Genomic DNA, 24,224 nt, shown 5'->3' with positions numbered 1-24,224 from the left:
ATGCTTTTAAAAAAAAGAATTCCGCTAAAATATGTTCTAGGAAAAATTAAAGTTGAACTTGGACTAGTGATTGCTTATTCAGTATTGTTTGAAATGTTTCATCACTATTATTTAAACATTTCTATTGACATTCCCTTTGCCGTACCCACCATTATTGGTACTATAATATCATTGTTATTAGCGTTTAAATCCAACCAAGCTTATGACAGATGGTGGGAAGCAAGAATTATTTGGGGATCAATTGTAAACGATTCAAGGACACTAGTTCGACAAGTAATCACGTTTTACAAAGACCCCGATTTTTCGGTTGAAGCGAATGATTTTAAAGAAAAATTCGCAAAAAGGCAGATTGCTTGGTGTTATAGTTTAGGGCAATTTCTGAGAAATAAAGACGCTATAAAACCTATTAAATCTTTTTTAACAGAAGATGAATTGTCCTTTGTAAAAAACCACATTCATATTCCTAATGCTATATTGCTCCTCCATGCTAAAGATTTAAGAGATGCTAGAAATAGTGGAAAACTAAAGACTTTTCAACAAGTAGAAATTGACAAAACACTTACACGTTTGTGTGATGCGATGGGTAAATCTGAACGAATAAAAAACACCATCTTCCCAACTACTTATAGTATGTACATACGATTTACATTGTGTTTATTTATTTTTCTGTTACCCTTTGGTTTAACTAGTTTGCTAGGATGGTTTGCTATTCCCTTAGTAACTACAATTGCAGCTGCTTTTTTTCTAATTGAAAAAATGGCAATTCAATTACAAGATCCATTCGAAAACAGACCAACAGACACTCCAGTTACGGCAATTTCTAACTCGATCGAAAAAAATCTTACACAGATGATTAATGAATATCGAAATGAATTTGAAAACGGTCCGCCATTAATTAACACCACAGAAGTTGTAAAAACAAAAAGTGATGCATACTTTGTATTATGAGTTTATCCTAGAAAGATTAACTCTCAATTACACAAATATATTTACCGCGTTCATTAGTTTGAGCCGGTTTTTTATTAATAAGTTGTCAAACGAGTAAAAAAAGGAATTACCTTAGCATCAGTAAATTCTTTAATAATGAAAAATACATTTTCAATCCTGCTCCTTTTTTTCGCTTTAATTTCTAATGCACAAGACAAAAAAGAAGCTGTAAAAACGCAAATAGTTGAAGCTTCTTGCGGACAATGTCAGTTTGGGTTAAAAGCGAAAGGTTGTGACTTAGCCGTTCGTATCGATGGAAAAGCGTATTTTGTTGATGGTAGCTCAATCAATGAACATGGCGATGCACATGCCACTGATGGTTTTTGTGAAGCAATCAGAAAGGCAGCCGTAGTTGGTAAAGTCAAAAACAACCGTTTCGTCGCCACTTCTTTTACATTACTACCCGAAGGAAATAAAGAACAAAAATAATGTCTTTAATTCTTCAAAATATTGCAAAGCATATAACTCTTACTCCGGAAGAAGAGCTTTTTTTTATATCAAAAACAGAAGCACATCATTTTAAGGCCAAATGTATTTTGTTGAATTCAGGCCAAATCTGTACCCACTCCTACTTTGTGAATTCCGGTACCTTGAGAAGTTTCAACATCAATGATAATATTGTAGAGCATGTTTTGAATTTTGCTTGCGAAGGTTATTGGATAGGTGATATGTACAGTTTAATTTCTCAAAAACCGGGCAATCTTTTTATAGAAGTCCTTGAAGATGCTGAAGTGGTTCTACTTTCAAAAGAGAACCAAGAGTTACTATACATCGAAATTCCAAAACTAGAACGCTTTTTCAGAATCTTAACAGAAAATTCTTTGGTGGCGAATCAAGAACGCTTAATGGATAATTTAAGCCTATCTGCTGAAGAACGTTTTGAAAAGTTTTGCAAAAAATACCCAACGCTAATTCAAAAAGTGTCCCAAAAACAAATAGCTTCCTATATAGGTGTAACGCCTGAGTTCTTTAGTAAAATGAAATCTCGATTACTGAAAAGATAGTAATCAGCTCTGTCTGGCTTCTTTTACTATAAATAACTCAATGATAAACACCTTTTCGCTAAGCAGTGATTTTCTGAATACTGTTTTCCTGAACATTGACCACTATTTTTCTTAATCTAGATTAAGTGCTAGCACTGTACAATATTTGTAAATTTGAAGTATAAAAAAATCACTAAATTTATACACTATGAAAAATACAGTTTTACATAAAGCAGATACGAGAGGACATGCTGACCATGGATGGTTAAATGCATATCACAGTTTTAGCTTCGCAAGTTGGTACAATGCAGATAGAGTTCAATTTGGAGCGCTTCGCGTTTTGAATGATGATACCGTCGCTGCTGGAATGGGTTTTGGAACGCATCCACATGACAATATGGAAATCATCACAATTCCTTTGGAAGGTGATTTAGCGCACAAAGACAGCATGGGCAATACAGAAACCATCAAAAGTGGTGACGTGCAAGTTATGAGTGCTGGAACTGGCGTAAAACACAGTGAGTTTAACCCTAATGCAGACCAAAGAACTAAATTATTGCAGATTTGGGTGTACCCAAATAAGCAAAATGTAGACCCGCGTTACCAACAAATCACCTTAAACCCTGAAGACAGAAAAAACAAGCTTCAACAGATTCTTTCTCCAAATCCGGAAGATGCAGGAGTTTGGATTCATCAGGATGCATGGTTTCATTTGGGTAAATTTGACAAAGGAGTTACAACAACATACAATTTGAAAAAGGAAGGAAATGGCGTTTACGCTTTTATCTTGTCTGGAACGCTAACTATAGATGGACAAGAACTAGAAACTCGTGACGGTTTTGGAATATGGAACTTGAATTCCTTCGAAATCAAAGCAAGTACAGATGCTGAGTTCTTATTGATGGAAATTCCTATGCAACACTAAAAAAAAATCATGTCTGAAATCATAGAATTAGAATACGATAAAAAAAAAGGCTTTTTCTATATTGAAATTGACGGTAAGGTTGAGGCAAAAATGACATTTGTTTTTGCCGGTGAGCAGCAAATCATTATTGATCACACTGAAGTAAACCCTAGCAATAAAGGCAAAGGTTTTGGCAAAAAAATGGTAGAAAAGGCAGTCGAATTTACTCGTGAAAGAGGTATTAAAATAATTCCGCTTTGTCCATTTGCTAAAAATGTTTTTGACAAAACCCCTGAATTTACAGACGTTTTACAATAGACAAAAATAAAACAGCCTTATTTTCAATTGCATAAAAATGTTCCATTTGAAAAACTTAGAGAGGAAAAAGAACCAGTAAAACCAACTTATAATTATGGATCCAAAAGACATTAAAAAAGAATATACTAATGGTAGTGTTACCGTTGTATGGCAGTCTGGGAAATGCATTCACTCAGGCAACTGTGTTCGTAATAACCCCGAAGTATTTCAGCCTAAAGAAAAGCCTTGGATAAATATTGAGGGGTCTTCAACAGAAAAAATAATTAGCACCGTGGATAAATGCCCCTCGGGAGCCCTAACTTATTACAAAAACAAATAACAATGAAAAAAATTATCGCTTTTGGCGCTTCATCAAGCAAAAACTCCATAAATAAACAATTAGCCATTTATGCTGCAGGAAAATTTGACAACGCATCAGTTGAAGTTTTAGATTTAAATGATTATGAAATGCCTATTTTTTCCACAGATAAAGAAACCGAAAGTGGAATTCCACAACTAGCGCAAGATTTCTATACTAAACTGGGAACCGCTGACTTGCTTGTTATCTCTTTTGCAGAACACAACGGGGCATACTCAACCGCTTTTAAAAACATTTTCGATTGGACTTCTAGAATTCACGCTAAAACATTTCAAGAAAAACAAACATTAATAATGGCGACGTCTCCCGGACCCAGAGGTGGAAGCTCAGTATTAGAAACAGCAAAAAATCGTTTCCCATTTCAGGGCGCTGTGGTAAAAGGAAGCTTTTCATTACCGAGTTTCAATGAAAACTTTGACGAAAAAGAAGGAATAACTAATGAAGACTTAAACAATGAGCTGTTGCAAATTATAGAATCAATTACACTTTAGTTTGAGCTAAAAATCCCGTTAGCAGAAAAGGATTCTAATTTTATCACAAAAGCGTTGTATCAAGCAGCGCTTTTTTATTTGTTTAAACTCCAGTTTGCTTTATTTCATCCCTGATAGCGACGAAAAACTTTGTAAATATTGCCCCATATAACAATAGAACTGTTGCTAATAACAACAATTGTTGGCACTCCTAAAAAAAGTGCTATTTTTGCAGTCGGTTTCATTTTAATAATTTGAGAAACCTTAAACTTTAAACAATTTTTATGAAAGCATACGTTTTTCCCGGTCAAGGGGCACAATTCACAGGAATGGGCAAGGACTTATATGAAAATTCGGCATTAGCCAAAGACTTATTCGAAAAAGCAAACGAAATATTAGGCTTTCGTATCACGGATATTATGTTTGAAGGTACTGCAGAAGAGTTGAAAGAAACCAAAGTTACTCAACCAGCCGTCTTTTTACATTCGGTTATTTTGGCCAAAACCTTGGGTACCGATTTCAAACCAGAAATGGTAGCGGGCCACTCTCTAGGAGAATTTTCAGCATTAGTAGCTAACGGTAGCTTATCATTTGAAGACGGATTAAAATTAGTTTCACAAAGGGCTTTAGCGATGCAAAAAGCTTGCGAAATAAAACCTTCAACTATGGCGGCAGTTTTAGGACTTGCTGACAATGTTGTCGAAGAAGTATGCGCATCAATCGACGGAGTTGTTGTAGCTGCAAACTACAACTGCCCGGGACAATTAGTAATTTCGGGAGAAACTACGGCTGTTGAAGCAGCTTGCGTAGCTATGAAAGAAGCTGGAGCAAAAAGAGCTTTATTATTGCCTGTAGGTGGCGCTTTTCACTCGCCTATGATGGAGCCAGCTAGAGAAGAATTAGCAGCAGCTATTGAAGCAACTACATTCTCCACGCCTATTTGTCCAGTCTATCAAAATGTAACAGCTAGCGCAGTTTCTGATGCCAATGAAATCAAGAAAAACTTAATCATACAACTGACTGCTCCTGTAAAATGGACACAATCCGTACAGCAAATGATAAAAGATGGTGCTACTTTGTTTACTGAAGTTGGCCCTGGAAAGGTATTAGCTGGTTTGATTGGGAAAATTGATAAAGAAGTAGCAACTGCTAACGCATAAATAAAATCAAGTTTCAAATCCCAGAAGGAAATCCTAAAAAACGAACAAAAACCTTACAAATAAATATTTGCAAGGGTTTTTTTAATATCTTTATATAGTAAGTTCACTAAAATTTTTAATTTATAAAATACAAAATGATGAAAAAAATACTTTTGGGATTAGCATTTGTTGCCACTTTAATGACCGTTTCTTGTAAGACAGAAACCAAAGACGAAATGAAAGAAGCCACAGAAGCTGTTGGTGCAGAAATGGACGAAGCTATAGATACAGCAGCTGTTAAAGTTGACGCTGCAGTTGACTCAACCAAAGTAAAAGTTGGTGAAACTCTTGAAAAAGGAGCTGCGAAAATGGATGAGGCCGGCAAAAAAATGAAAGAAGCTGCTACAGAATAATTAAAAAAAACATAAAAGGCTATCAAGTGATAGCCTTTTATGTTTTAAGTTATTTCATAACTAATTTAAAACGGTAATAACCTGGCTTGAACGGCGGTATCACTAAAATCAGAAAACACACCGTCAATTCCTAATTTGTAAAAAGCGTGGTATTCTAAAATAGGATCATCATTGTAACTGTTAAGTAAACGTCGGTTTTCATTTCTAAAAGTATAAGCATGCACTTGCAAACCTCTTTTGTGGGCTTCATGAATCAAGTTTGTTGGCGGTGACGCTATTTTATCAGCATCATCTACTTTTCCATCACCGTTTATATCATCAGCCTTTCCGTCCTTATTTACATCAGTTCCTGTGTACGAAATAATAAAAGTCTTCCAAGGGCCAATTCCGCTAGCATAAGTTTTCACAAAATCCAATCCTTCCGGACTGATGAAAAAACTAAAATCTCTTTTATCTCCTTTCAAGTACCAATCGTAAGGCATTCCGTCAGAAATTAATTCCCCTTTTGGGACTGTGAAAATTAAATCTCCATTTAGAGCAACGTCATAACAACTCAATAATTGAATGGTTTTAACCGTTGATCTTTTTCTAATATATTGCAAATTTGAAACTTCAAACGATTGGACATAAACGGGAGCGTCTGAACTATTCCAGCCAGCTGCTGTTAATTGTTCCAATAACTTATCTGTAATAGGTAAATTTTGCGCTTCATGAAAAGAAGGGTGTTTCGTCTCTGGGTATATTCCGATAGTCCGACCTAATTCTTTTGATTTTTGCTTTGCGAGAGCAATAACTTCTTCAAATGTGGGAATGAGATATAAGTTATTAAACTCTTGTGGTCTTTCTGCAAAAGCCTGTTTTGCACGTAATTGTTTTATTTCTAATAAAGTGAAGTCAGAAACAAACCAATCATTTATTTCTTTTCCGTCTACGTTTTTAGTCGTTTTCTTGGATGCAAATCCAGAAATTTCAGAAACATTAGTAGTTCCTGATAACATCGGTTCATGGCGAACGACTAGGAAACCATCTTTTGTCATCACCAAATCGGGCTCAATAAAATCGGCTCCCATTTTTATGGCATTAGTATATCCTTCAATAGTATGTTCCGGTAAATACCCTGGCGTACCGCGGTGTCCAATCACAATAGTGCTCCCGCCACTTAAAGTACTCTGTTTTTGAGTTGAAAGAATTGATTTACTCCTATCATAACTTTTACATGATATGATTAAAATTAAACTCAAAAACAGCGCGCTTTTCCTTATCATTATTGTGCTTTTCTTACTTTCAGCTCCCATTTCCATGCACTAGCCATCGCTTCTTCAAGTGTTGATTTAGCTTTCCACCCTAGTACATTGTTGGCTTTACTAGTATTGGCATAAGCCGAAGTAATGTCTCCCTCTCTACGCCCCACGATTTTATATGGTAATTTTTGACCGCTTACTTTTTCAAAAGCCTGAATTACTTCTAATACAGAACTTCCTGTTCCTGTTCCTAAGTTAAAAGTCTCTACTTTTTCAAGATTTTTTTTATTCAATAATCGCTGCAAAGCAATCACATGGGCTTTTGCCAAATCTACAACGTGAATATAATCGCGTACCGCAGTTCCATCAGGTGTAGGGTAATCATCTCCATAAACAGCCAGTTCTTTACGTAAACCAAAACCCGTTTGTGTAATAAATGGAACCAAATTCTGAGGAACACCTAACGGTAATTCACCAATCTCAGCAGAAGGATGAGAACCAATTGGATTAAAATAACGCAACAAAATAGCATTGATATTAGTTACTTTAGTGGTATCTGTTATGATTTCCTCCCCTATCTGTTTCGTATTCCCATAAGGAGACATTGCTGGCTGAATAGAAGCGCCTTCTGTAATTGGCATTATTTCGGCCTGGCCGTAAACGGTACAAGAGGAACTAAAAATCAGGCTCGCTTCTTGTTTTCGCTGTAACTCCTGAAGAATGTAAACTAAGGTATTGATGTTGTTTTCATAATACAATAAAGGGTCCTCTACACTTTCGCCAACTGCTTTTGAAGCCGCAAAATGAATAACGCCCACAATATCAACATGTCTTCTAAAAAACTCTTGCACTTTATCTTTTTCGCGTAAATCTAACTTTTCGAATGCCGGAATTTTCCCTGTGATATTTGAAATTCCATCCAGTACATCCAATGAAGTATTAGAAAGATTATCAACTATTATTACTTCAAAACCTTCATTTTGCAGTTCGACAACAGTATGCGACCCTATAAAACCTAAACCTCCTGTAACTAATATTTTCATTTCTTCTTTATTTGTTTATTTGCTCGATAATCAGTCAGACTATCGATAAAACGATTAATCGAAAAATTATTTGTTTAAAAACCCCAAAACGCTATCGGTAATAAACTTGATCTGTTCATCATCAAGTTCCGTATGCATAGGCAATGAAATCACTTCTTTTATTAACTGGTTTGTCACAGGAAAATCCTCTTCTTTATAACGAGAGTCTGCGTATGCTTTTTGGGAATGCAAAGGAATTGGATAATAAATAGCACAAGGAATTCCTTTATCTAACAAATATTGCATTAATCCATTTCTATCAGCATTTACAATTCGCAAAGTATATTGGTGAAACACATGGCAATCACAAATATCACAAATTTGTGGTGCAATAATATTCTTATGTCCGTCAAAAGCGGCAGAATATTTTCTGGCAGCATCTTGTCTTGCTTTATTGTATTGATCTAACAAAGGTAACTTTGCATTCAAAACAGCAGCTTGAATACTGTCTAATCGAGAATTTACTCCCACCACATCATGATGATAGCGCTCGTACATTCCGTGATTTACAATTCCACGTAGAGTATGTGCTAAAGCATCATCATTTGTAAAAATAGCACCACCATCACCATAACAGCCTAAGTTTTTAGACGGAAAAAACGAAGTAGATCCTACATGACCAATAGTTCCAGCTTTCTTTTTACTGCCATCTGAAAATTTACAATTAGCACCAATAGCTTGCGCATTATCTTCAATGACATATAAATTATGTTCTTTGGCTAAAGCCATAATAGCCTCCATATTAGCAGCACGACCAAACAAATGAACAGGAACAATCGCTTTTGTTTTTGGAGTAATTGCACGCTTAATAGCTTCGATAGAAATGTTCATGTTATACATATCAACATCGACCAAAACGGGCGTTAGTTGCAACAAAGCAATCACTTCTACCGTGGCGGCAAAAGTAAAATCAGCAGTAATTACCTCATCACCCGGTTTTAAACCAAGTCCCATCATAGCAATTTGCAAACCGTCAGTCCCGTTTGCACAAGGGATTACATGTTTCACATCTAGATACTGCTCTAATGACTTTTGAAATTGATGCACCTGCGGTCCGTTGATATAAGTATTTGTATCTAGAACTTCTTGAATAGAATCATTTACAGTAGTTGCAATTTTATCGTATTGACTTTTTAAGTCAACCATTTGGATTTTTTTCATTTATATTTTATTTAAGCCAATTAACCCCAAAACTCAAAAAAGGCACAAAGCATGCAAAGTAGCTGAACTTATATATTCCTTTCGGATGTAGCACTCTTTTAAATCGAAGCAATCCTTTTATACATTATTACAATTGTTAACTGCAAAAATATGAATTTAAGCACGAAGATTTAAACGATAAACAAAAGAAACTGTATTTTAGCAAAATAAAAATCCCGGTATGCTTTTCCTCTATAATATCGTAATACAAATTACGGGTTCACTCTTAAAATTAATCGCTTTATTCAATTCAAAGATCAATCTTTTTGTAGAAGGCCGCAAACATGTTTTTGCTACTTTAGAACAGAAAATAAAACCTTCAGATAAGACAATTTGGTTCCATGCGGCATCACTGGGAGAATATGAGCAAGGTTTACCTGTAATTGAAAAAATCAAAACAGAATATCCTTCTCACAAAATTGTAGTTACTTTTTTTTCTCCTTCAGGTTATGAAGTCCGCAAAAACAATAGCGTTGCAGCTGCTACTGTTTACCTGCCCCTTGACACTAGAAGCAATGCACAGAAATTCCTAAACATCGTTCATCCTGAAATAGCTTTTTTTATAAAATATGAATACTGGCTAAACTATCTAAATGAGCTCAAGATTCAAAATACGCCTACCTATTTAATATCTGGCATTTTCAGGAAAGACCAAATGTTCTTTAAATGGTACGGCGGTTTTTACAGGAAAGCACTAGACAGCTTTGCCTATTTTTTTGTACAAAATGAAGCTTCAAAAAAACTATTACAGCAATTAGGCAAATCAAATGTTGCTGTTTCAGGCGATACTCGTTTTGACAGGGTGGCGGCCATTTTAGAAAAAGACAATTCCTTGCCATATATTTCCGAATTCAAAAACAACACATTGACAATCGTTGTTGGGAGTTCTTGGCCAAAAGACGAAACCTTATTGATCGATTTCATCAATAAAAATGAATTTGATGTCAAGTTCATCATCGCTCCCCACAACATAAAAGACAACCAAATAGAATTGTTGAAAAATGGAATCACAAAAAAAACCGTTTTGTTCTCAGAAATGGAAGGCAAAAACCTTGCTGATTTTGATGTATTCATAATAGACACTATTGGTATTCTCACGAAAATTTATAGCTATGCTGACATTGCCTATGTGGGTGGAGGATTCGGTAATCCAGGTGTCCACAATTTACTAGAACCAGCTACTTTTGGTCTACCAATCGTGATAGGTCCAAATTATTCTCATTTTGCAGAAGCGACGGCTTTGGTAAATATGGGCGGCTGCATCTCTATTTCGACCAAGAAAGAATTGAATGACGCCTTTAAAGATTTACTTTTAAACGATGCCATCAGAAGTGAAAAAGGACACATTTGCAGCACTTTTGTATTAATGAACAAAGGCGCGACAAACATCATCATGAAATCCTTGTAAATCAAACAAAGATTAAGCCCTAAATTCTTAGTTATATTGCAGCTATTATCCTTCTATTTTCTTTAAATCGAAAAGAAATCAATAGCTGACGAATTAGAACAATAAATCCATTTACTGAGCAAAGATCCTTTCCTTCCTAAAAAACGATCTCGCCACATTTTAAGTTGGTAAAATATTTTACGAATACTCAATAAGAACAATATAATATATTTAAAACCAATTAATTAAAAATACGTTGTAGAATTTAATAAAAGGGTGGTAAAATAGTAATCTCACAAAAATAGGCTTCAAAATTTTAGATAATTCAAAAAAAAGCAACTTCTTTTCAAAGCATTATTATTCGGCATTATTCTTGCCATCTCGAGTAAAAACGCAAATGAAATATTATTTTTAAAAAAAAAATAAAAAAATTATTTACATATCAAAAAATGTATATCTTTGCGTCGAATTAATAATTAACCTTTATATTAAATTAAGATGAAAAAAGTATTTTTAAGTTTAGCTGTTGTTGCTGTTTTAACTGTTGTATCTTGTAAAAAAGCTGACGCTCCTGCTGAAGAAGTTGTAGCTGCTGATACTACTGCTGTAGTTGTTGATTCTGTTGCTGTAGATACTATGGCTGTAGCTGTTGATTCTGCTGCTGTTGAAGCTCCTGCTGCTGAGTAATTTTTAATTACACAAAAAAAATCAAAGCCATCCGTGCAAACGTGATGGCTTTTTTATTGCCAATAATTAAATTATAAAGATACTAGTCCTCGAATTTAAAATCATTATTAGAGAAATCCAGAATCTCCGCTTCTGAACCATACTTAACTATTTCGTCAATTCCTTTCTGCACCATCAGTTCCGTCGTATACTTCCTACTGGTAGCCATAACCACATCACCAATGACTAGCCTAAAGAAAAATTTTCCGCCAGTCGTTTTAAACTTTACAAAAGAACAAGTCTGAAAGGCCGATCTTACATACTCTACATCAGACTCACAATCCATTCTCAACTCGTACGCTTTACTCGTAAAAATGGTTTTCCCTTTTCTAGATGTAAGCTCAAACTTATAATCTCCGCTAAATCGTTTCGTAATTACAAAAGAAGCCATATTTTGAATAGATGATATTTAATTTTAAAACCAATTAGAATTAACATTTACTTTTAAATTCTGAATGAAGAAGCATCCGTATATAAACAAAAAAAAAGCCTCTTCAAAAGAAGAGGCTTTAGTACTCAGAGCGGGACTTGAACCCGCACGAACATTGCTGTTCACTGGATTTTAAGTCCAGCGTGTCTACCAATTTCACCATCCGAGCATTATTACTCTTCGATTTTTATATTTAATTTTAAAAAATTAATTAAACATAATTACCATCCAAGTATTTTATGGTTTGGAGCGAAAAACGGGGCTCGAACCCGCGACCTCGACCTTGGCAAGGTCGCGCTCTACCAACTGAGCTATTTTCGCATTTTCATTTCTTAAAAAGAACCGCAATACTTGTTCTGTATTGCGGATGCAAATTTAGGACATTTATTGAATTACACAAGTCTTTTTTACAAAAAAATTTAAGATAAAAGTTAAACTATTGATATCCCCAACTTTAAAAAAATAAATTTATTTTCTGGTGATCATTCTTTTTATTTCATTCAATTTCATCAATGCCTCCATCGGGGTTATGGTATTTATGTCGAGATTTAGAATTTCCTCTTTGATTTCCTCTAACAAAGGATCGTCTAAATTAAAGAAACTCATTTGCATTTCGTCTTTCTCCGATTTTATTCCATTCAATACATCGCCAGAATGATCCCTTTCTAATTTCTTCAATAACTTTTGTGCTTTCAAAATCACGATTTGAGGCATTCCAGCCATTTTTGCCACGTGAATTCCAAAACTGTGAGCACTTCCTCCCTTTACCAATTTTCTAATAAAAAGAACAGTGTCTTTAAGCTCTTTGACTGAGACATTGTAATTCTGAATCCTTGGCAAGGATTCGGTCATCTCATTTAACTCGTGATAATGCGTTGCAAATAGCGTTTTAGGCCTAGAAGGATGTTCATGTAAGAACTCAGCAATAGCCCAAGCGATAGAAATCCCATCATAAGTGCTGGTTCCTCTCCCGATTTCGTCTAGCAGAACCAGACTTCTATCGGAAATATTATTCAAAATAGAGGCTGTTTCATTCATTTCGACCATAAAGGTAGATTCACCCATTGAGATATTATCACTTGCTCCCACTCTGGTAAATATCTTATCAACAGTCCCCATCCTTACACTGTCAGCAGGGACAAAACTTCCCATTTGAGCCAACAACACGATTAATGCGGTTTGCCGTAAAATAGCAGACTTTCCAGACATATTAGGACCGGTAATCATAATCATCTGTTGGGTTTCTCGATCCAAGAAAACATCATTTGCAATATAAGGAGTTCCTACTGGCAATTGCTTTTCAATAACAGGATGACGACCGTTCTTAATTTCCAGTTCGAAGGTTTCATCAAGTTCTGGGCAAACATATCTGTTTTCGATAGCCAACTGTGTGAAAGAACACAAACAATCCAACTGCGCCACTAAATTAGCATTTAATTGAACTGGTTTTATATAGGTTGCAATCCAAGCAACTAATTGCTCAAACAACTCTGATTCTATTTTTTGAATCTTTTCTTCAGCACCCAGAATTTTAGTTTCATATTCTTTTAACTCCTCAGTAATGTAACGCTCTGCATTTACTAATGTTTGTTTACGAATCCATTCTGACGGCACTTTATCTTTATGTGAGTTCCTTACTTCAATATAATAACCAAAAACGTTGTTGAAAGAAATTTTCAACGACGAAATACCTGTTAATTGCGATTCTCGCTTTTCAATTCCATCTAAAAAATCTTTGCCGGAAGTTGAGATTGCCCTCAATTCATCCAGTTCTTCACTAATTCCTTTGGCAATAGCGTTCCCTTTCGCAACAGCTACCGGCGCATCTTGGTTTAATGTCATTTTAATTTTTTCGCGCAATAAATCACAGCTATGCAAACTGTCGCCAATAATCCTTACTGCATCCTGCGGACTTTCTAAGGCTAATGTTTTTATAGGAATAATTGCATCCAACGATTCTTTGAGATATACAACTTCACGCGGCGATACTTTTCCCGCAGCTATTTTGGAAATCAAACGTTCCAGGTCTGAAATCTGTTTGATTTGTTGCTGCATACTTTGCAAAACTTCCTGATTCTCTTTCAAATAGGAAACTACCTGATGACGACTTCGAACTTTATTTCCGTCTTTTAACGGTAATGCAAGCCAACGCTTTAATAAGCGTCCTCCCATTGGCGAAAGCGTTTTATCAATTACATCCAAAAGAGTAACAGCATTTGGATTATAACTGTGATACAATTCTAAGTTACGAATCGTAAATCGATCCATCCAAACATAAGCATCTTCAGCTATACGCTGAATAGCCGTGATGTGTTGAACTTTATTGTGCTGCGTTTCTGATAAATAATACAAAATAGCTCCAGAAGCAATAATCCCTTCCTTCAAGTCTTCAATACCAAATCCCTTTAAGGAAACCGTTTGAAAATGTTTTGTTAAGATTTCGAATGCATAATCCTCTTTATAAATCCAATCCTCCAAATAAAAGCTATGATAGTCATCTCCGAAAATTTCACGGAATTCATTTTTATTATTTTTCGGAATCAAAACTTCACTTGGACTAAAATTTTGCAGTAATTTATCGATGTACTCGGCATTCCCCTGGGCTGTAAGAAACTCTCCAGTAGAAACATCCAAAAAGGAAATTCCAATCGATTTATTGGCAAAATATATTGAAGCTAGAAAATTATTTGTTTTGGAACTTAAAACTTCATCATTCATGGAAACTCCCGGAGTAACCAATTCAGTTACCCCTCGTTTCACAATAGTTTTTGTCATCTTAGGATCTTCTAATTGATCACAAATTGCGACACGAAGACCTGCTTTAACTAATTTAGGTAAATAGGTGTTTATCGAATGATGTGGAAAACCCGCCAATGCCGTCTCCGTTGCAGAGCCCGCCCCTCTCTTTGTCAGGGTAATCCCTAAAATCCTAGAAGCTCTTACTGCATCATCACCAAAAGTTTCGTAAAAATCGCCTACTCTAAACAACAAACATGCATCCGGATACTTCCTTTTGATCTCATTATATTGTTTCATTAACGGTGTTTCCTTAACCACTTTATCTTTAGCTGCCAAATTATTTGATTTTATATGTATGAGAAAAATATCAGCGAATTTAAATATTTAATAACTAATAAGTCGGCGGTTAAAAAAAAATTAGAAATTTTTTAAGTAAAAATTAAGATGTAAATTCAATATTTTATTTAGATTTGTTATAAATTTTAAAATTGACACAAAATGAAAAAAATAATTTTACTAGCTATGCTAACCGTTTTAGGAGTTACTACTTCTAATGCCCAGGAAACTACAAAAAAGATAAAGGCTAAGGTGGCTAAAGTAGATGGAGCAGGGATGGTTTTCGTTTCAGAAACAATTGATTACGGAACAATCGCACACAACGCGGATGGAAAACGTGAATTTGTTTTTACAAACAACGGGACCAAGCCGCTAATTATTACAAACACTCAAGGTTCATGTGGTTGTACTGTTCCTACATCTCCAAAAGAGCCAATTGCTCCAGGAGCAAAAGGAATTATTGGTGTAAAATATGCTACTGACAGAGTTGGGGCATTCACAAAAACAGTAACTGTAACATCTAATGCTGCAGGAAGTCCAACTAAAGTACTTACAATAAAAGGAACTGTATTAGCTGACGACGCATCAAAAAGCTAAATTTTAATTAATAGAAAGAAGAGCTTCCCTTAAATCGGAAGCTTTTTTTTTTGAATCAAACTCAAAACGGAATGAGAAAGCTAGAAAACAGCGAATTAGATCGAAAATCAATTGAAGCCTTTAAAGAATCAGAAAAAACTCCAATTATTATCGTTTTAGACGATGTCCGCAGTTTGCACAATATTGGCTCCGTCTTCAGGACTGCCGATGCTTTTTTGATTGAAAAAATCTATTTATGTGGTATCACAGCAACCCCTCCAAACAAAGAAATTCACAAAACAGCCTTGGGCGCAACTGAAACTGTTACTTGGGAACACAACAAAAATGTTCTTGAAGTTATTGAAAATTTGAAGAGCGACAATATAACAACCCTAGCCATAGAACAGGTGCAAAGCGCCATATTTCTTCAAGATTTTGAAGTAGAAAAAGGCAAAAAATATGCTCTGGTCTTTGGAAACGAAGTGCATGGAGTTTCACAGGCAGCGGTTGCCCAATGCGATGGCTGCATAGAAATTCCCCAACTAGGAACTAAGCATTCATTAAACATTTCTGTAAGTACAGGAATAGTTGTTTGGGATTTGTTTCAAAAATTAAATTGGCCAAAACAGTTAATTTAAAAACTATACTTTTATAGAATGGGCAAAAACAAATCGTTTTGTATAATTTTAGTTTTTATGTTTCTTATTTCAAATCAGAACTTTGCAAATACTGAGTCTCCAAAACCAAAATTAACTAAATCTTTATTTGCAAACGGAGCCCCCATAATTACTGCAACCGGAAATCAGATATATTGCGCAGGAAGTTCATTAAAAATTGTAACAGACGTAACAATAACCGATTCTGATGACACAAGTACAGATGCTATTTATATCCAAATATCAGCTGGATATGTTAATGGACAAGATAACTTACAATTAGTTAATCCTACTTCACACCCAACGATTATATCCAGTTGGGATCCTATTGCAGGAAAACTAAAACTATCAAGTCCCGTTAGTGGAACACCGGTATTATACATAGATTTCGTTTCAGCGATAAAAGATATCGAGTTCAGTAATTCAAGTTTTGCACCATCTGGGATTAGAAATTTTTCCATAAGTATTGGTCAAGCCAACTATCTTCCTTCAACAGGACATTATTATCAATATGTCCCTAATTTAGGAATTACTTGGACCAATGCTAAAATAGCAGCAGAGTCACTTAATTATTATGGTTTACAAGGTTATTTAGCGACAATTTTAACTGCAGATGAGGCTATAATTTCAGGAGAACAAGCAGCAGGAGCTGGTTGGATTGGTGGAAGTGATGCGGAAATCGAAGGTATCTGGAAATGGGTAACAGGACCAGTTATTGACAGAGTTATATTTTGGAATGGTACTGTAAACGGTTCTACTCCCAATTTTGCGCTTTGGAACACCAATGAACCTAACCAGTCTGAAAATGAAGATTATGCACATATTACTGCTCCCGGAGTTGGAATTCCAGGATCTTGGAATGATTTATCAAATACTGGTGAGCCTAGTGGAAATTACCAACCTAAGGGCTACATTGTAGAATATGGCGGAATGCCCGGAGATCCAATTCTTCAAATTTCTGCAAGTACTACTATCGTGATTCCCAGAATAGATAGCACAACTTCAGCTTCAATTTGCGACTCGGGCAATGTCACGTTACAAGCTACCGCCTCAAATGGCAACACCTATTGGTTCACTACAAAAACTGGAGGTTCATCTATACATACAGGAAATTCATATACAACACCTACAATTTACACAACAACTTCTTATTTCGTTGACGCCACAAATGGAAATTGCCCAACTACTTCTAGAACAGAAGTTATAGCTACTATAAAGACATTACCAACAATTACATCAACAAGCGCAACTTCAGTTTGCAACTCTGGGAATGCAACTTTAACAGCGACAGCTTCAGCAGGAACGACAAACTGGTATAATTCATCAGGAAATTTATTGGCGACAGCAAATACTTTTACAACTCCAATAATTTCAATAACTACCACTTATTATGTTGATGCTATTGCAAATGGCTGTACAAGCCCGACACGAACCGCTGTTATTGCAACTGTAAACAATTCACCTACGGTTAACTCTGCCTCCCCATCTTCCATATGTGGTTCAGGAACCGTTACTCTAGAAGCAGTAGCGTCAACTGGAAATATAAATTGGTACGATGTACCAACTGGAGGCTCTTTATTATACACAGGAAATTCTTTTATGACCCCAGTCATAAACGCATCAACAACTTATTATGCTGAAGCCATTTCAAATGGTTGTACAAGCCTCAGAACTGAAGTAACAGCAACAGTATACCCTATAAACACAATTACCGAGGAAGTAGTTTTATGTCAGGGCGAAAGCATCATATTAGACGCTTCAATCTCCGGTATGACTTATTTATGGTCACCGGGCGGCGAAACGACCCAAGTGATTTCAGTCTCTACCATAGGTAATTACAGCGTAACTATTAGTTCACCGACTGTCGTTTCTTGTGAATCAAAAAAGAACATTAGCGTTACAGAACATCCAAAACCTATTTTTAATTCAATTCTGGTAAATGAAAATTCAATCAAAATAGAATTAGTAAACAATCAAAGCTACTATGAATACTCGATTAACGGCATAGATTTCCAAGTTTCAAATCAATTTGCATACATTTCTAGCGGTCTAAGTACTGCATTTGTAAGAGATAATAACGGATGCAATCTAATAGCTCAAGATTTTACTGTTTTTACCATAGCAAAATATTTTACTCCAAATAATGACGGTTTCAATGATGTATGGGAAATAAAGGAAATGCGCGACTACCCTAATTCAAGCGCTCAAATTTTTGACCGATACGGTAAGTTAATAACAAACTTAACTCCAAGTAAATATAGTTGGGATGGTAAATACAATAGCAAAATTTTACCTGCAGATGATTATTGGTATCGTTTAAGATTTGATGACACTAAACCCGAAATAACAGGTCATTTTTCATTAAAAAGATAGATCAAGAAGAAATCTTCTTTTTAATTTCTCCCAAAATATAGAGGTAATCCTCTTGGTTTTTTACAAAATCCCTATCCGAAACATCAATTATCAAAACATTCAGTTCTGTTTGCGATTTGATATAATCCAAATAGCCACTATTGATTTTGTCTAAATATTCAGCTGGAATTTTTTGCTCGTAACTTCTACCTCTTTTTTTAATATTTTGCAGCAGACGCTCTGAATTTTGGTACAAATAAATATAGAGATCCGGCTTCGGCATTTCTCTGTAAATGATATCGAAAAGGTTACGATATAGTCTATATTCATCTTCCGCCAAGGTAATTTTTGCGAAAATCAATGATTTAAATATATGATAATCGGCAACTAGAAAGTCTTTAAACAAATCAAATTGTGCTAAATCATCTGAAAGTTGTTGGTATCTGTCAGCCAGGAATGACATTTCTAACGGAAACGCATACCTATTTTGGTCTTCATAGAATTTTGGCAAAAATGGGTTATCGGCAAAACGTTCCAAAACCGTCTTTGCATTAAAATCCTCTGCAATTTTTGTTGCCAAAGTGGTCTTTCCCGCACCAATATTTCCTTCGAAAGCAACATAATTGAATTGCTCCAACGAGATATCCTGTAAAGGGTTTTCTAAATGATATACCACAACACAATTACTATCATCCGGACAGGCTTGAAGCAGACTTGAAATTGATTTTTTAAAAACAGGATGCTCCCAATCCAAATTTAAATTCTGAATAGGCAACAACACAAATTTCCTTTCCTGCATCAAGGGGTGCGGAATTTGGAGTTTTTCGGTTTTGATAATATCATTATCAAAAGCAATCAAATCAACATCAATAATTCGAGATTGGTATCCTTTTTTCTCATTACGAATGCGGCCTAATTTTTTTTCAATCTTTAAAACTTGGGTAAGTATTTTAGATGCTGAACTAAAAGTATGCAAAACCAAGGCACAATTATAGAACGCGTCACTTTCAAAACCCCAAGCAGGAGTCTCATATATCTTAGATACTTTGATAACCGTTCCTATTTCACGATGTATCAAGTCGATGCATTGTGTCAGGTTTTCAAGTCGATTCCCTTGATTGCTTCCTATCGATAAAATGACCTGATGCTGTGATTTCATATTAAGCGCAAATTAACTAAAAGAATTTCAGAATAGAACTATATTTGCACAAAGTGTTGGTAACTAAATTCGGATATTGTGAATAAAAACTGTAACAATCCATCCTTTTTTGCTACTTATTAAAAAAATATAATTATGAAGTTTTTAGGAAATGTATTGGCAACCATTATAGGTTTATTTGTTTTTTTAATGCTGTTCTTTTTTGGAATTCTGATGATTGCTACCATTTTTGGAGGCGAATCTGAAACGGTAGTAGTAAAGAACAACTCAGTAATCGAGTTAGACCTCAAAAACATACAATATGATTATGCAGGAAAATACAAAGACCCTTGGATAAAAATATTTTCAGATAAAAAAAGTGTTGGCTTAACAGATGTAATCAATGCCATTGAAGAAGCAAAAACAGATGGTGACATCAAAGGAATTTCCATTTTAAACGGTGAGTCTTCATTGGGAATGGCGCAAAGCAAAGCCTTGAGAGATGAACTAGAAAGTTTCAAGAAATCGGGGAAATTTGTAATGGCTTATGCCAATTCCTATACTCAGAAAGAATACTACCTTAATTCTGTCGCTAGTCCTATTTATATAAATCCTGTAGGTGACATGGATTTCAAAGGATTGTCAGCTGAAATACTTTTTTTCAAAGACTTTCAGGAAAAATCTGGTGTGAAAATGGAAGTGATACGACATGGAAAATATAAAAGTGCCGTGGAACCGTTTCTAGAAAATGAAATGAGTGATGCCAATAGAGAACAAACTACCGCTTTATTAAATTCCATTTGGAGTTCAGTTGTAACAGAAATTTCAAAAAGCAGAAACGTTTCTGTTGAAAAACTTAACGAAATCGCAAATGGCCTTTTGGCAAGAACGCCAGAAATGGCAAAAGCGCAGCATTTAGTAGATATCATCGCATATGAAGATGTGTATCATGACGCCATCAGAAAATTGTTAAAGGTAGAAAAAGAGGAAGAGTACAATAAAGTAGACATCTTCGATTACACTAAAAAAATGATGACCACATCAGACATTAATGATGCGAAAGAGGAAATCGCTATTATTTATGCCCAAGGCGAAATTCAAAGCGGTGAAGGTGATGTCAACACTATAGGTGAAGGATCCATGCGTCGTTCTTTGCAAGAAGCGAGAAGAAATAAAAATGTAAAAGCCATCGTGCTCCGTATTGACAGTCCGGGTGGAAACGCATTGACCTCAGATTTAATCTGGAGAGAAGTAGAATTGACTAAGAAAATAAAGCCTATCGTTGTTTCAATGGGGAATTATGCTGCTTCGGGTGGTTATTATATCGCCTGTAATGCAAATACAATTTTTGCAGAAAACAACACTATTACTGGTTCGATAGGGGTTTTTGGAATATTACCTAATTTCAGCAAACTCACCACAAAAATTGGCATCAATGCACAACAAGTAAAAACCCACGACAATTCGGCTCGCTACAGTCCGTTTGTTCCATTGGATGATAAATTCAAAGAAGTTACACTTGAAGGTGTAGAACATATCTATAAGACTTTTGTAACTCATGTTGCCGAAGGAAGAAAAATGAGTTTTGCACAAGTCGATTCTATTGCACAAGGAAGAGTTTGGACTGGTTCTGAAGCTCTTAAAATTGGACTTGTAGACAAAATTGGTGGATTGAATGACGCAATAAAAGAAGCGGCAACTATAGCTAAGATCAAAAAGTACAACACTCGTAATTATCCTGAATACGAGAAAGACCTCGATGACCTTTTAGCGAACTTACCCTTTGCACAATCAAAAGAATCATTCATAAAACAGGAATTAGGCGAAGAAAACTATAAAGTACTGCAAGGAATAAAAAGAATGCAATCTCAGAAAGGTGTTCAGACTATGATGCCATTTGAAATGAATATTCAATAAAAAAAATGCTCTAAAAAGCTGAATCCGTTTGAAAAATTTTCAAACGGATTTTTTTTGCTTTTATCTTTTTCAAAACTACAACTCGTTATAGCTGCGACACTTAAAAACAGCAATCTATTATTTATGAAAACTTTAGAGAACGACTAATTCATAAATCACTATTTTTGTAAATAAATTACGGCAACATTTTTGCTTAATAAATAGAAACAAACCTCATATCTTATGTTAAAAACCATTTTAAAAATCATTGGAACCATAATTATCTTAGTTGCTGTCTCATTATTTGCGATTCCTTACTTTTTTAAAGATGAGATAAAAGCTAAAATTACTGATGCCATCAATCAAAAAGTGGATGCCAAGGTCAGTTTTGCTGATGCCAATTTGAGTCTATTCAAAAATTTCCCAAATGCAAACGTAACTCTAGATCAATTGGTCATTATAAACAAAGCACCGTTTGCTGGAGATACTTTAGTTTCCCTAGGAGAATTAGACTTAAAAATGTCTATTAAAGAACTCTTTAAAGGCAAAGATGAAGCCATCGACATTCAGGGGATTACCTCAAAAAACGGTCTGATAAATATCATATTCAATAAAGATGGCGTTGGGAACTATGACATTGCTTTAAAAGATAAAACAAGCACTGATGAAAAAAGTAGTCCATTAGCATTAAACATTAAAAGCTATAAATTTGAAAATTTTAAGTTTAAGTACTTCGACGAAAGCTCAAAAATAAAAATGCTTATCGACAGCCTAAATCATGAAGGGACTGGCGACTTTGCTACTTCAAAACTAGATTTAGTTACAAAGTCTACAGCAAAAATCACCTTAGACATGGACAAAGTCAATTATATGAATCAAGTTCCATTGACACTAGATGCTGTTTTGGGTATCGATTTAGAAAACAGCAAATACACCTTCAAAGAAAACAAAGCCTTAGTGAATCAGCTGCCATTAGAATTCGATGGGTTTATCCAATTGGTTGATGCCGGTCAGGAATATGATTTAAAATTCAAAACTCCCACTTCTTCTTTCAAAAATTTCTTGGGAATCATACCTGCAGCATACGCTTCAAGTTTGGATAATGTAAAAACAACAGGAGACTTTACCGTTGCTGGTTTTGCCAAAGGGCTTTATTCGGATACTACTGTACCTAAATTCAATGTTGATATCGCATCAAATAATGCTTCATTCAAATACCCTGATTTACCTAAATCAGTGCAAAACATCGTAATTAATACTAAAATCATCAACGAAACTGGAGTTTTAAATGACACTTACATTAATCTGGACAAACTGTCTTTTAAAATAGATCAGGATGTTTTTAATGCCAAAGCCAATATTAAAAACATTACCCAAAATGCCATAGTTGATGCCGCTTTAAAAGGAACTATCAATTTATCTAACCTATCTAAGGCCTATCCTATAAAACTGGATAAACCGTTAACCGGAATATTGAAAGCAGACGTAACTACCAAATTTGACATGGTTTCAGTCGAAAAAAGTGAGTACCAGAATATAAAAAATGCAGGAACAATGAGCCTGTCTGATTTTAAATACGCTGACGAAAACGGCAAAACCATGAACATCAGCAATGCATTGGTTCAGTTTAATCCAAGTCAGGTCAATTTGAAACAATTTAATGCGACAACTGGAAAAAGTGACATTAGCGTAACGGGAGTTTTGGAGAATTTTTACGGTTTTATTTTCAAAAACCAAGAATTGAAAGGGAATTTCAATCTAAATTCAAACCAAATAGCTGTTAGTGATTTCATGACACCCGAAGAAGACAGTAAAACCGCTAGCACGAAAACGGAAGCGATGAAAATCCCAGCTTTCCTGAATTGCTCGCTTACAGCTAAAGCAAATACGGTCCTATATGATAATCTAACTTTGAAAGATGTCTCTGGAAAACTGATTGTCAAAGACGAAAAACTGACGATGGAAAATATAAAAAGCTCTATTTTTGGTGGGACAATCGGGTTAAATGGTGCCGTCTCCACAAAAGGAAAAACCCCTACTTTCCAAATGGATCTGGGACTAAACCAAGTGGATATTGCACAATCGTTTACCCAACTGGACCTGTTGAAAAAACTTGCGCCACTTGCAGGAATTATCAATGGAAAACTGAATTCAACCATTAAATTGAATGGATTTCTTAACGAAAATACAATGAGTCCCGATCTAAAAACACTGACCGGTGATTTATTAGGACAATTACTTTCTACCACTGTAAACGCAAGCAATTCGACCTTGTTAACCGCATTGGGTTCTAACCTGAAGTTCATTGATGTCAGCAAGCTGAACTTAAACGACTTAAAAGCCGCAATCACCTTCAAGGACGGAATGGTTAACGTAAAACCGTTTGACATCAAGTATAAGGATATTAAAGCTACCATTGGTGGAAGCCATGGCTTTGACCAAAAAATGAATTACAATTTAAAATTTGATGTGCCTGCTAAATACCTAGGAACGGAAGCCAATGCGCTAATTGCTAAATTATCAGCTGCCGATGCCGCGAAAATGGAAAGCATACCCATTAATGCTGTCTTAACCGGAAACTTCACTAACCCAAAAATCAGCACTGATATAAAAAGTGCCGTCACTAATCTGACTAATCAATTGGTAGCGCAACAAAAGGAGCGATTGTTAAATCAAGGGACATCTGCTTTAAGTGATTACATCAATAAAAACAAGAAGCCCGCTGATACTACAAAAACGGTTGTTCCGGCAACAAAAGAAGAGGCCAAAACAAAAGCGGTCGAAGAAGTAAAAACAAAAGCAAATGATTTATTGAAAGGACTCTTCAATAAAAAGAAAAAAGTTGAGGAAGAACCTAAAACTCCTTAACAAACAAAAAGCCCAAAAGCAAAAT

At 35.2% G+C, this 24,224-nt stretch carries 22 protein-coding genes and 2 tRNA genes; 16 read left to right on the top strand and 8 right to left on the bottom strand.

All coding sequences use genetic code 11. The features are described from left to right. The 9 genes from HJ01_RS06810 to HJ01_RS06770 all read left to right on the top strand — a co-directional run bounded on the left by HJ01_RS06810 (position 1) and on the right by HJ01_RS06770 (position 5,572). Complete coding sequence (locus tag HJ01_RS06810; protein WP_007137606.1) at positions 1–948, top strand: bestrophin family protein; 948 nt, start codon at positions 1–3, stop codon at positions 946–948. Between the two features lie 135 nt (positions 949–1,083). Beyond that, complete coding sequence (locus HJ01_RS06805; protein ID WP_007137605.1) at positions 1,084–1,416, top strand: DUF6370 family protein; 333 nt, start codon at positions 1,084–1,086, stop codon at positions 1,414–1,416. Continuing rightward, complete coding sequence (locus HJ01_RS06800; RefSeq protein WP_007137604.1) at positions 1,416–1,991, top strand: Crp/Fnr family transcriptional regulator; 576 nt, start codon at positions 1,416–1,418, stop codon at positions 1,989–1,991. The genes HJ01_RS06805 and HJ01_RS06800 overlap by 1 nt, the downstream gene beginning before the upstream one ends. A gap of 187 nt (positions 1,992–2,178) precedes the next feature. After that, positions 2,179–2,895 carry a pirin family protein gene (locus HJ01_RS06795; RefSeq protein ID WP_007137603.1) on the top strand — a complete coding sequence of 239 codons (717 nt, stop codon included), beginning with the start codon at positions 2,179–2,181 and terminating at the stop codon, positions 2,893–2,895. A 9-nt stretch (positions 2,896–2,904) separates the two neighbouring features. Further along, a complete protein-coding gene (locus HJ01_RS06790) occupies positions 2,905–3,192 on the top strand; it encodes a GNAT family N-acetyltransferase (protein WP_007137602.1) in 288 nt (95 codons plus the stop codon). A gap of 94 nt (positions 3,193–3,286) precedes the next feature. Then, the gene (locus tag HJ01_RS06785; RefSeq protein ID WP_007137601.1) at positions 3,287–3,511 is read left to right on the top strand and encodes a (4Fe-4S)-binding protein; all 225 of its coding nucleotides are present in this window, start codon (positions 3,287–3,289) and stop codon (positions 3,509–3,511) included. Positions 3,512–3,513: 2 nt separating this feature from the next. Further along, positions 3,514–4,041, top strand: a complete 528-nt coding sequence (locus tag HJ01_RS06780) for an NADPH-dependent FMN reductase (protein WP_007137600.1) — start codon at positions 3,514–3,516, stop codon at positions 4,039–4,041. Positions 4,042–4,304: 263 nt separating this feature from the next. Beyond that, positions 4,305–5,180, top strand: coding sequence for an ACP S-malonyltransferase (gene fabD / locus HJ01_RS06775; RefSeq protein WP_007137598.1), 876 nt, complete (start codon positions 4,305–4,307; stop codon positions 5,178–5,180). A gap of 134 nt (positions 5,181–5,314) precedes the next feature. Further along, positions 5,315–5,572: a hypothetical protein gene (locus tag HJ01_RS06770; protein WP_007137597.1), complete on the top strand. Its 258-nt coding sequence runs from the start codon at positions 5,315–5,317 to the stop codon at positions 5,570–5,572. A 65-nt stretch (positions 5,573–5,637) separates the two neighbouring features. On the opposite strand, the gene HJ01_RS06765 is transcribed toward HJ01_RS06770, so the two are convergent. From HJ01_RS06765 to HJ01_RS06755, 3 genes are all read right to left on the bottom strand, one after another. Further along, positions 5,638–6,837, bottom strand: coding sequence for a glycerophosphodiester phosphodiesterase (locus HJ01_RS06765; protein WP_081478704.1), 1,200 nt, complete (start codon positions 6,835–6,837; stop codon positions 5,638–5,640). After that, the gene (gene galE / locus HJ01_RS06760) at positions 6,837–7,856 is read right to left on the bottom strand and encodes a UDP-glucose 4-epimerase GalE (protein ID WP_007137595.1); all 1,020 of its coding nucleotides are present in this window, start codon (positions 7,854–7,856) and stop codon (positions 6,837–6,839) included. The genes HJ01_RS06765 and galE overlap by 1 nt, the downstream gene beginning before the upstream one ends. A 66-nt stretch (positions 7,857–7,922) precedes the next feature. Beyond that, entirely contained in the window at positions 7,923–9,056 is a 1,134-nt protein-coding gene (locus tag HJ01_RS06755; RefSeq protein WP_007137594.1) for a DegT/DnrJ/EryC1/StrS family aminotransferase, read from the bottom strand. 220 nt (positions 9,057–9,276) lie between these two features. Between HJ01_RS06755 and HJ01_RS06750 the strand changes: the two genes are divergently transcribed. Together HJ01_RS06750 and HJ01_RS06745 are read left to right on the top strand one after the other, a co-directional pair. Next, positions 9,277–10,503, top strand: a complete 1,227-nt coding sequence (locus HJ01_RS06750; RefSeq protein ID WP_007137593.1) for a 3-deoxy-D-manno-octulosonic acid transferase — start codon at positions 9,277–9,279, stop codon at positions 10,501–10,503. Between the two features lie 477 nt (positions 10,504–10,980). After that, on the top strand, positions 10,981–11,169 hold the full coding sequence (locus HJ01_RS06745; protein WP_007137591.1) for a hypothetical protein: 189 nt from the start codon (positions 10,981–10,983) through the stop codon (positions 11,167–11,169). A gap of 82 nt (positions 11,170–11,251) precedes the next feature. Here HJ01_RS06745 and HJ01_RS06740 read toward each other — a convergent pair whose 3' ends face one another. From HJ01_RS06740 to mutS, 4 genes are all read right to left on the bottom strand, one after another. Beyond that, positions 11,252–11,599 (bottom strand): YegP family protein, encoded by a 348-nt coding sequence (locus tag HJ01_RS06740; protein WP_007137590.1) that lies wholly within the window; start codon positions 11,597–11,599, stop codon positions 11,252–11,254. 122 nt (positions 11,600–11,721) lie between these two features. Beyond that, a tRNA-Leu gene (locus HJ01_RS06735) sits at positions 11,722–11,807 on the bottom strand. Between the two features lie 76 nt (positions 11,808–11,883). Further along, positions 11,884–11,959: transfer RNA gene (locus HJ01_RS06730), tRNA-Gly, on the bottom strand. A 147-nt stretch (positions 11,960–12,106) separates the two neighbouring features. After that, complete coding sequence (mutS, locus tag HJ01_RS06725; protein ID WP_007137589.1) at positions 12,107–14,713, bottom strand: DNA mismatch repair protein MutS; 2,607 nt, start codon at positions 14,711–14,713, stop codon at positions 12,107–12,109. 162 nt (positions 14,714–14,875) lie between these two features. Between mutS and HJ01_RS06720 the strand changes: the two genes are divergently transcribed. From HJ01_RS06720 to HJ01_RS06710, 3 genes are all read left to right on the top strand, one after another. Next, positions 14,876–15,310 carry a DUF1573 domain-containing protein gene (locus HJ01_RS06720; RefSeq protein WP_007137588.1) on the top strand — a complete coding sequence of 145 codons (435 nt, stop codon included), beginning with the start codon at positions 14,876–14,878 and terminating at the stop codon, positions 15,308–15,310. A gap of 71 nt (positions 15,311–15,381) precedes the next feature. Further along, entirely contained in the window at positions 15,382–15,927 is a 546-nt protein-coding gene (locus HJ01_RS06715) for an RNA methyltransferase (protein WP_007137587.1), read from the top strand. A 57-nt stretch (positions 15,928–15,984) separates the two neighbouring features. Further along, positions 15,985–18,318: a T9SS type B sorting domain-containing protein gene (locus tag HJ01_RS06710; RefSeq protein ID WP_007137586.1), complete on the top strand. Its 2,334-nt coding sequence runs from the start codon at positions 15,985–15,987 to the stop codon at positions 18,316–18,318. A gap of 1 nt (position 18,319) precedes the next feature. Here the strand turns inward: HJ01_RS06710 and folK are convergent, their stop codons facing one another. Next, on the bottom strand, positions 18,320–19,456 hold the full coding sequence (gene folK, locus HJ01_RS06705; RefSeq protein ID WP_007137585.1) for a 2-amino-4-hydroxy-6-hydroxymethyldihydropteridine diphosphokinase: 1,137 nt from the start codon (positions 19,454–19,456) through the stop codon (positions 18,320–18,322). Between the two features lie 135 nt (positions 19,457–19,591). Between folK and sppA the strand changes: the two genes are divergently transcribed. Next, positions 19,592–21,352: a signal peptide peptidase SppA gene (sppA, locus tag HJ01_RS06700; RefSeq protein WP_007137584.1), complete on the top strand. Its 1,761-nt coding sequence runs from the start codon at positions 19,592–19,594 to the stop codon at positions 21,350–21,352. Between the two features lie 222 nt (positions 21,353–21,574). Further along, entirely contained in the window at positions 21,575–24,199 is a 2,625-nt protein-coding gene (locus tag HJ01_RS06695; protein WP_007137582.1) for an AsmA-like C-terminal region-containing protein, read from the top strand. Positions 24,200–24,224: the final 25 nt, after the last annotated feature.

It is taken from the genome of Flavobacterium frigoris PS1 (genome assembly GCF_000252125.1).
Lineage (GTDB): Bacteria > Bacteroidota > Bacteroidia > Flavobacteriales > Flavobacteriaceae > Flavobacterium > Flavobacterium frigoris_A.
The sequence above is the reverse complement of the archived record's forward strand: the minus strand, read 5'-3'. Positions and strand labels throughout refer to the sequence as shown.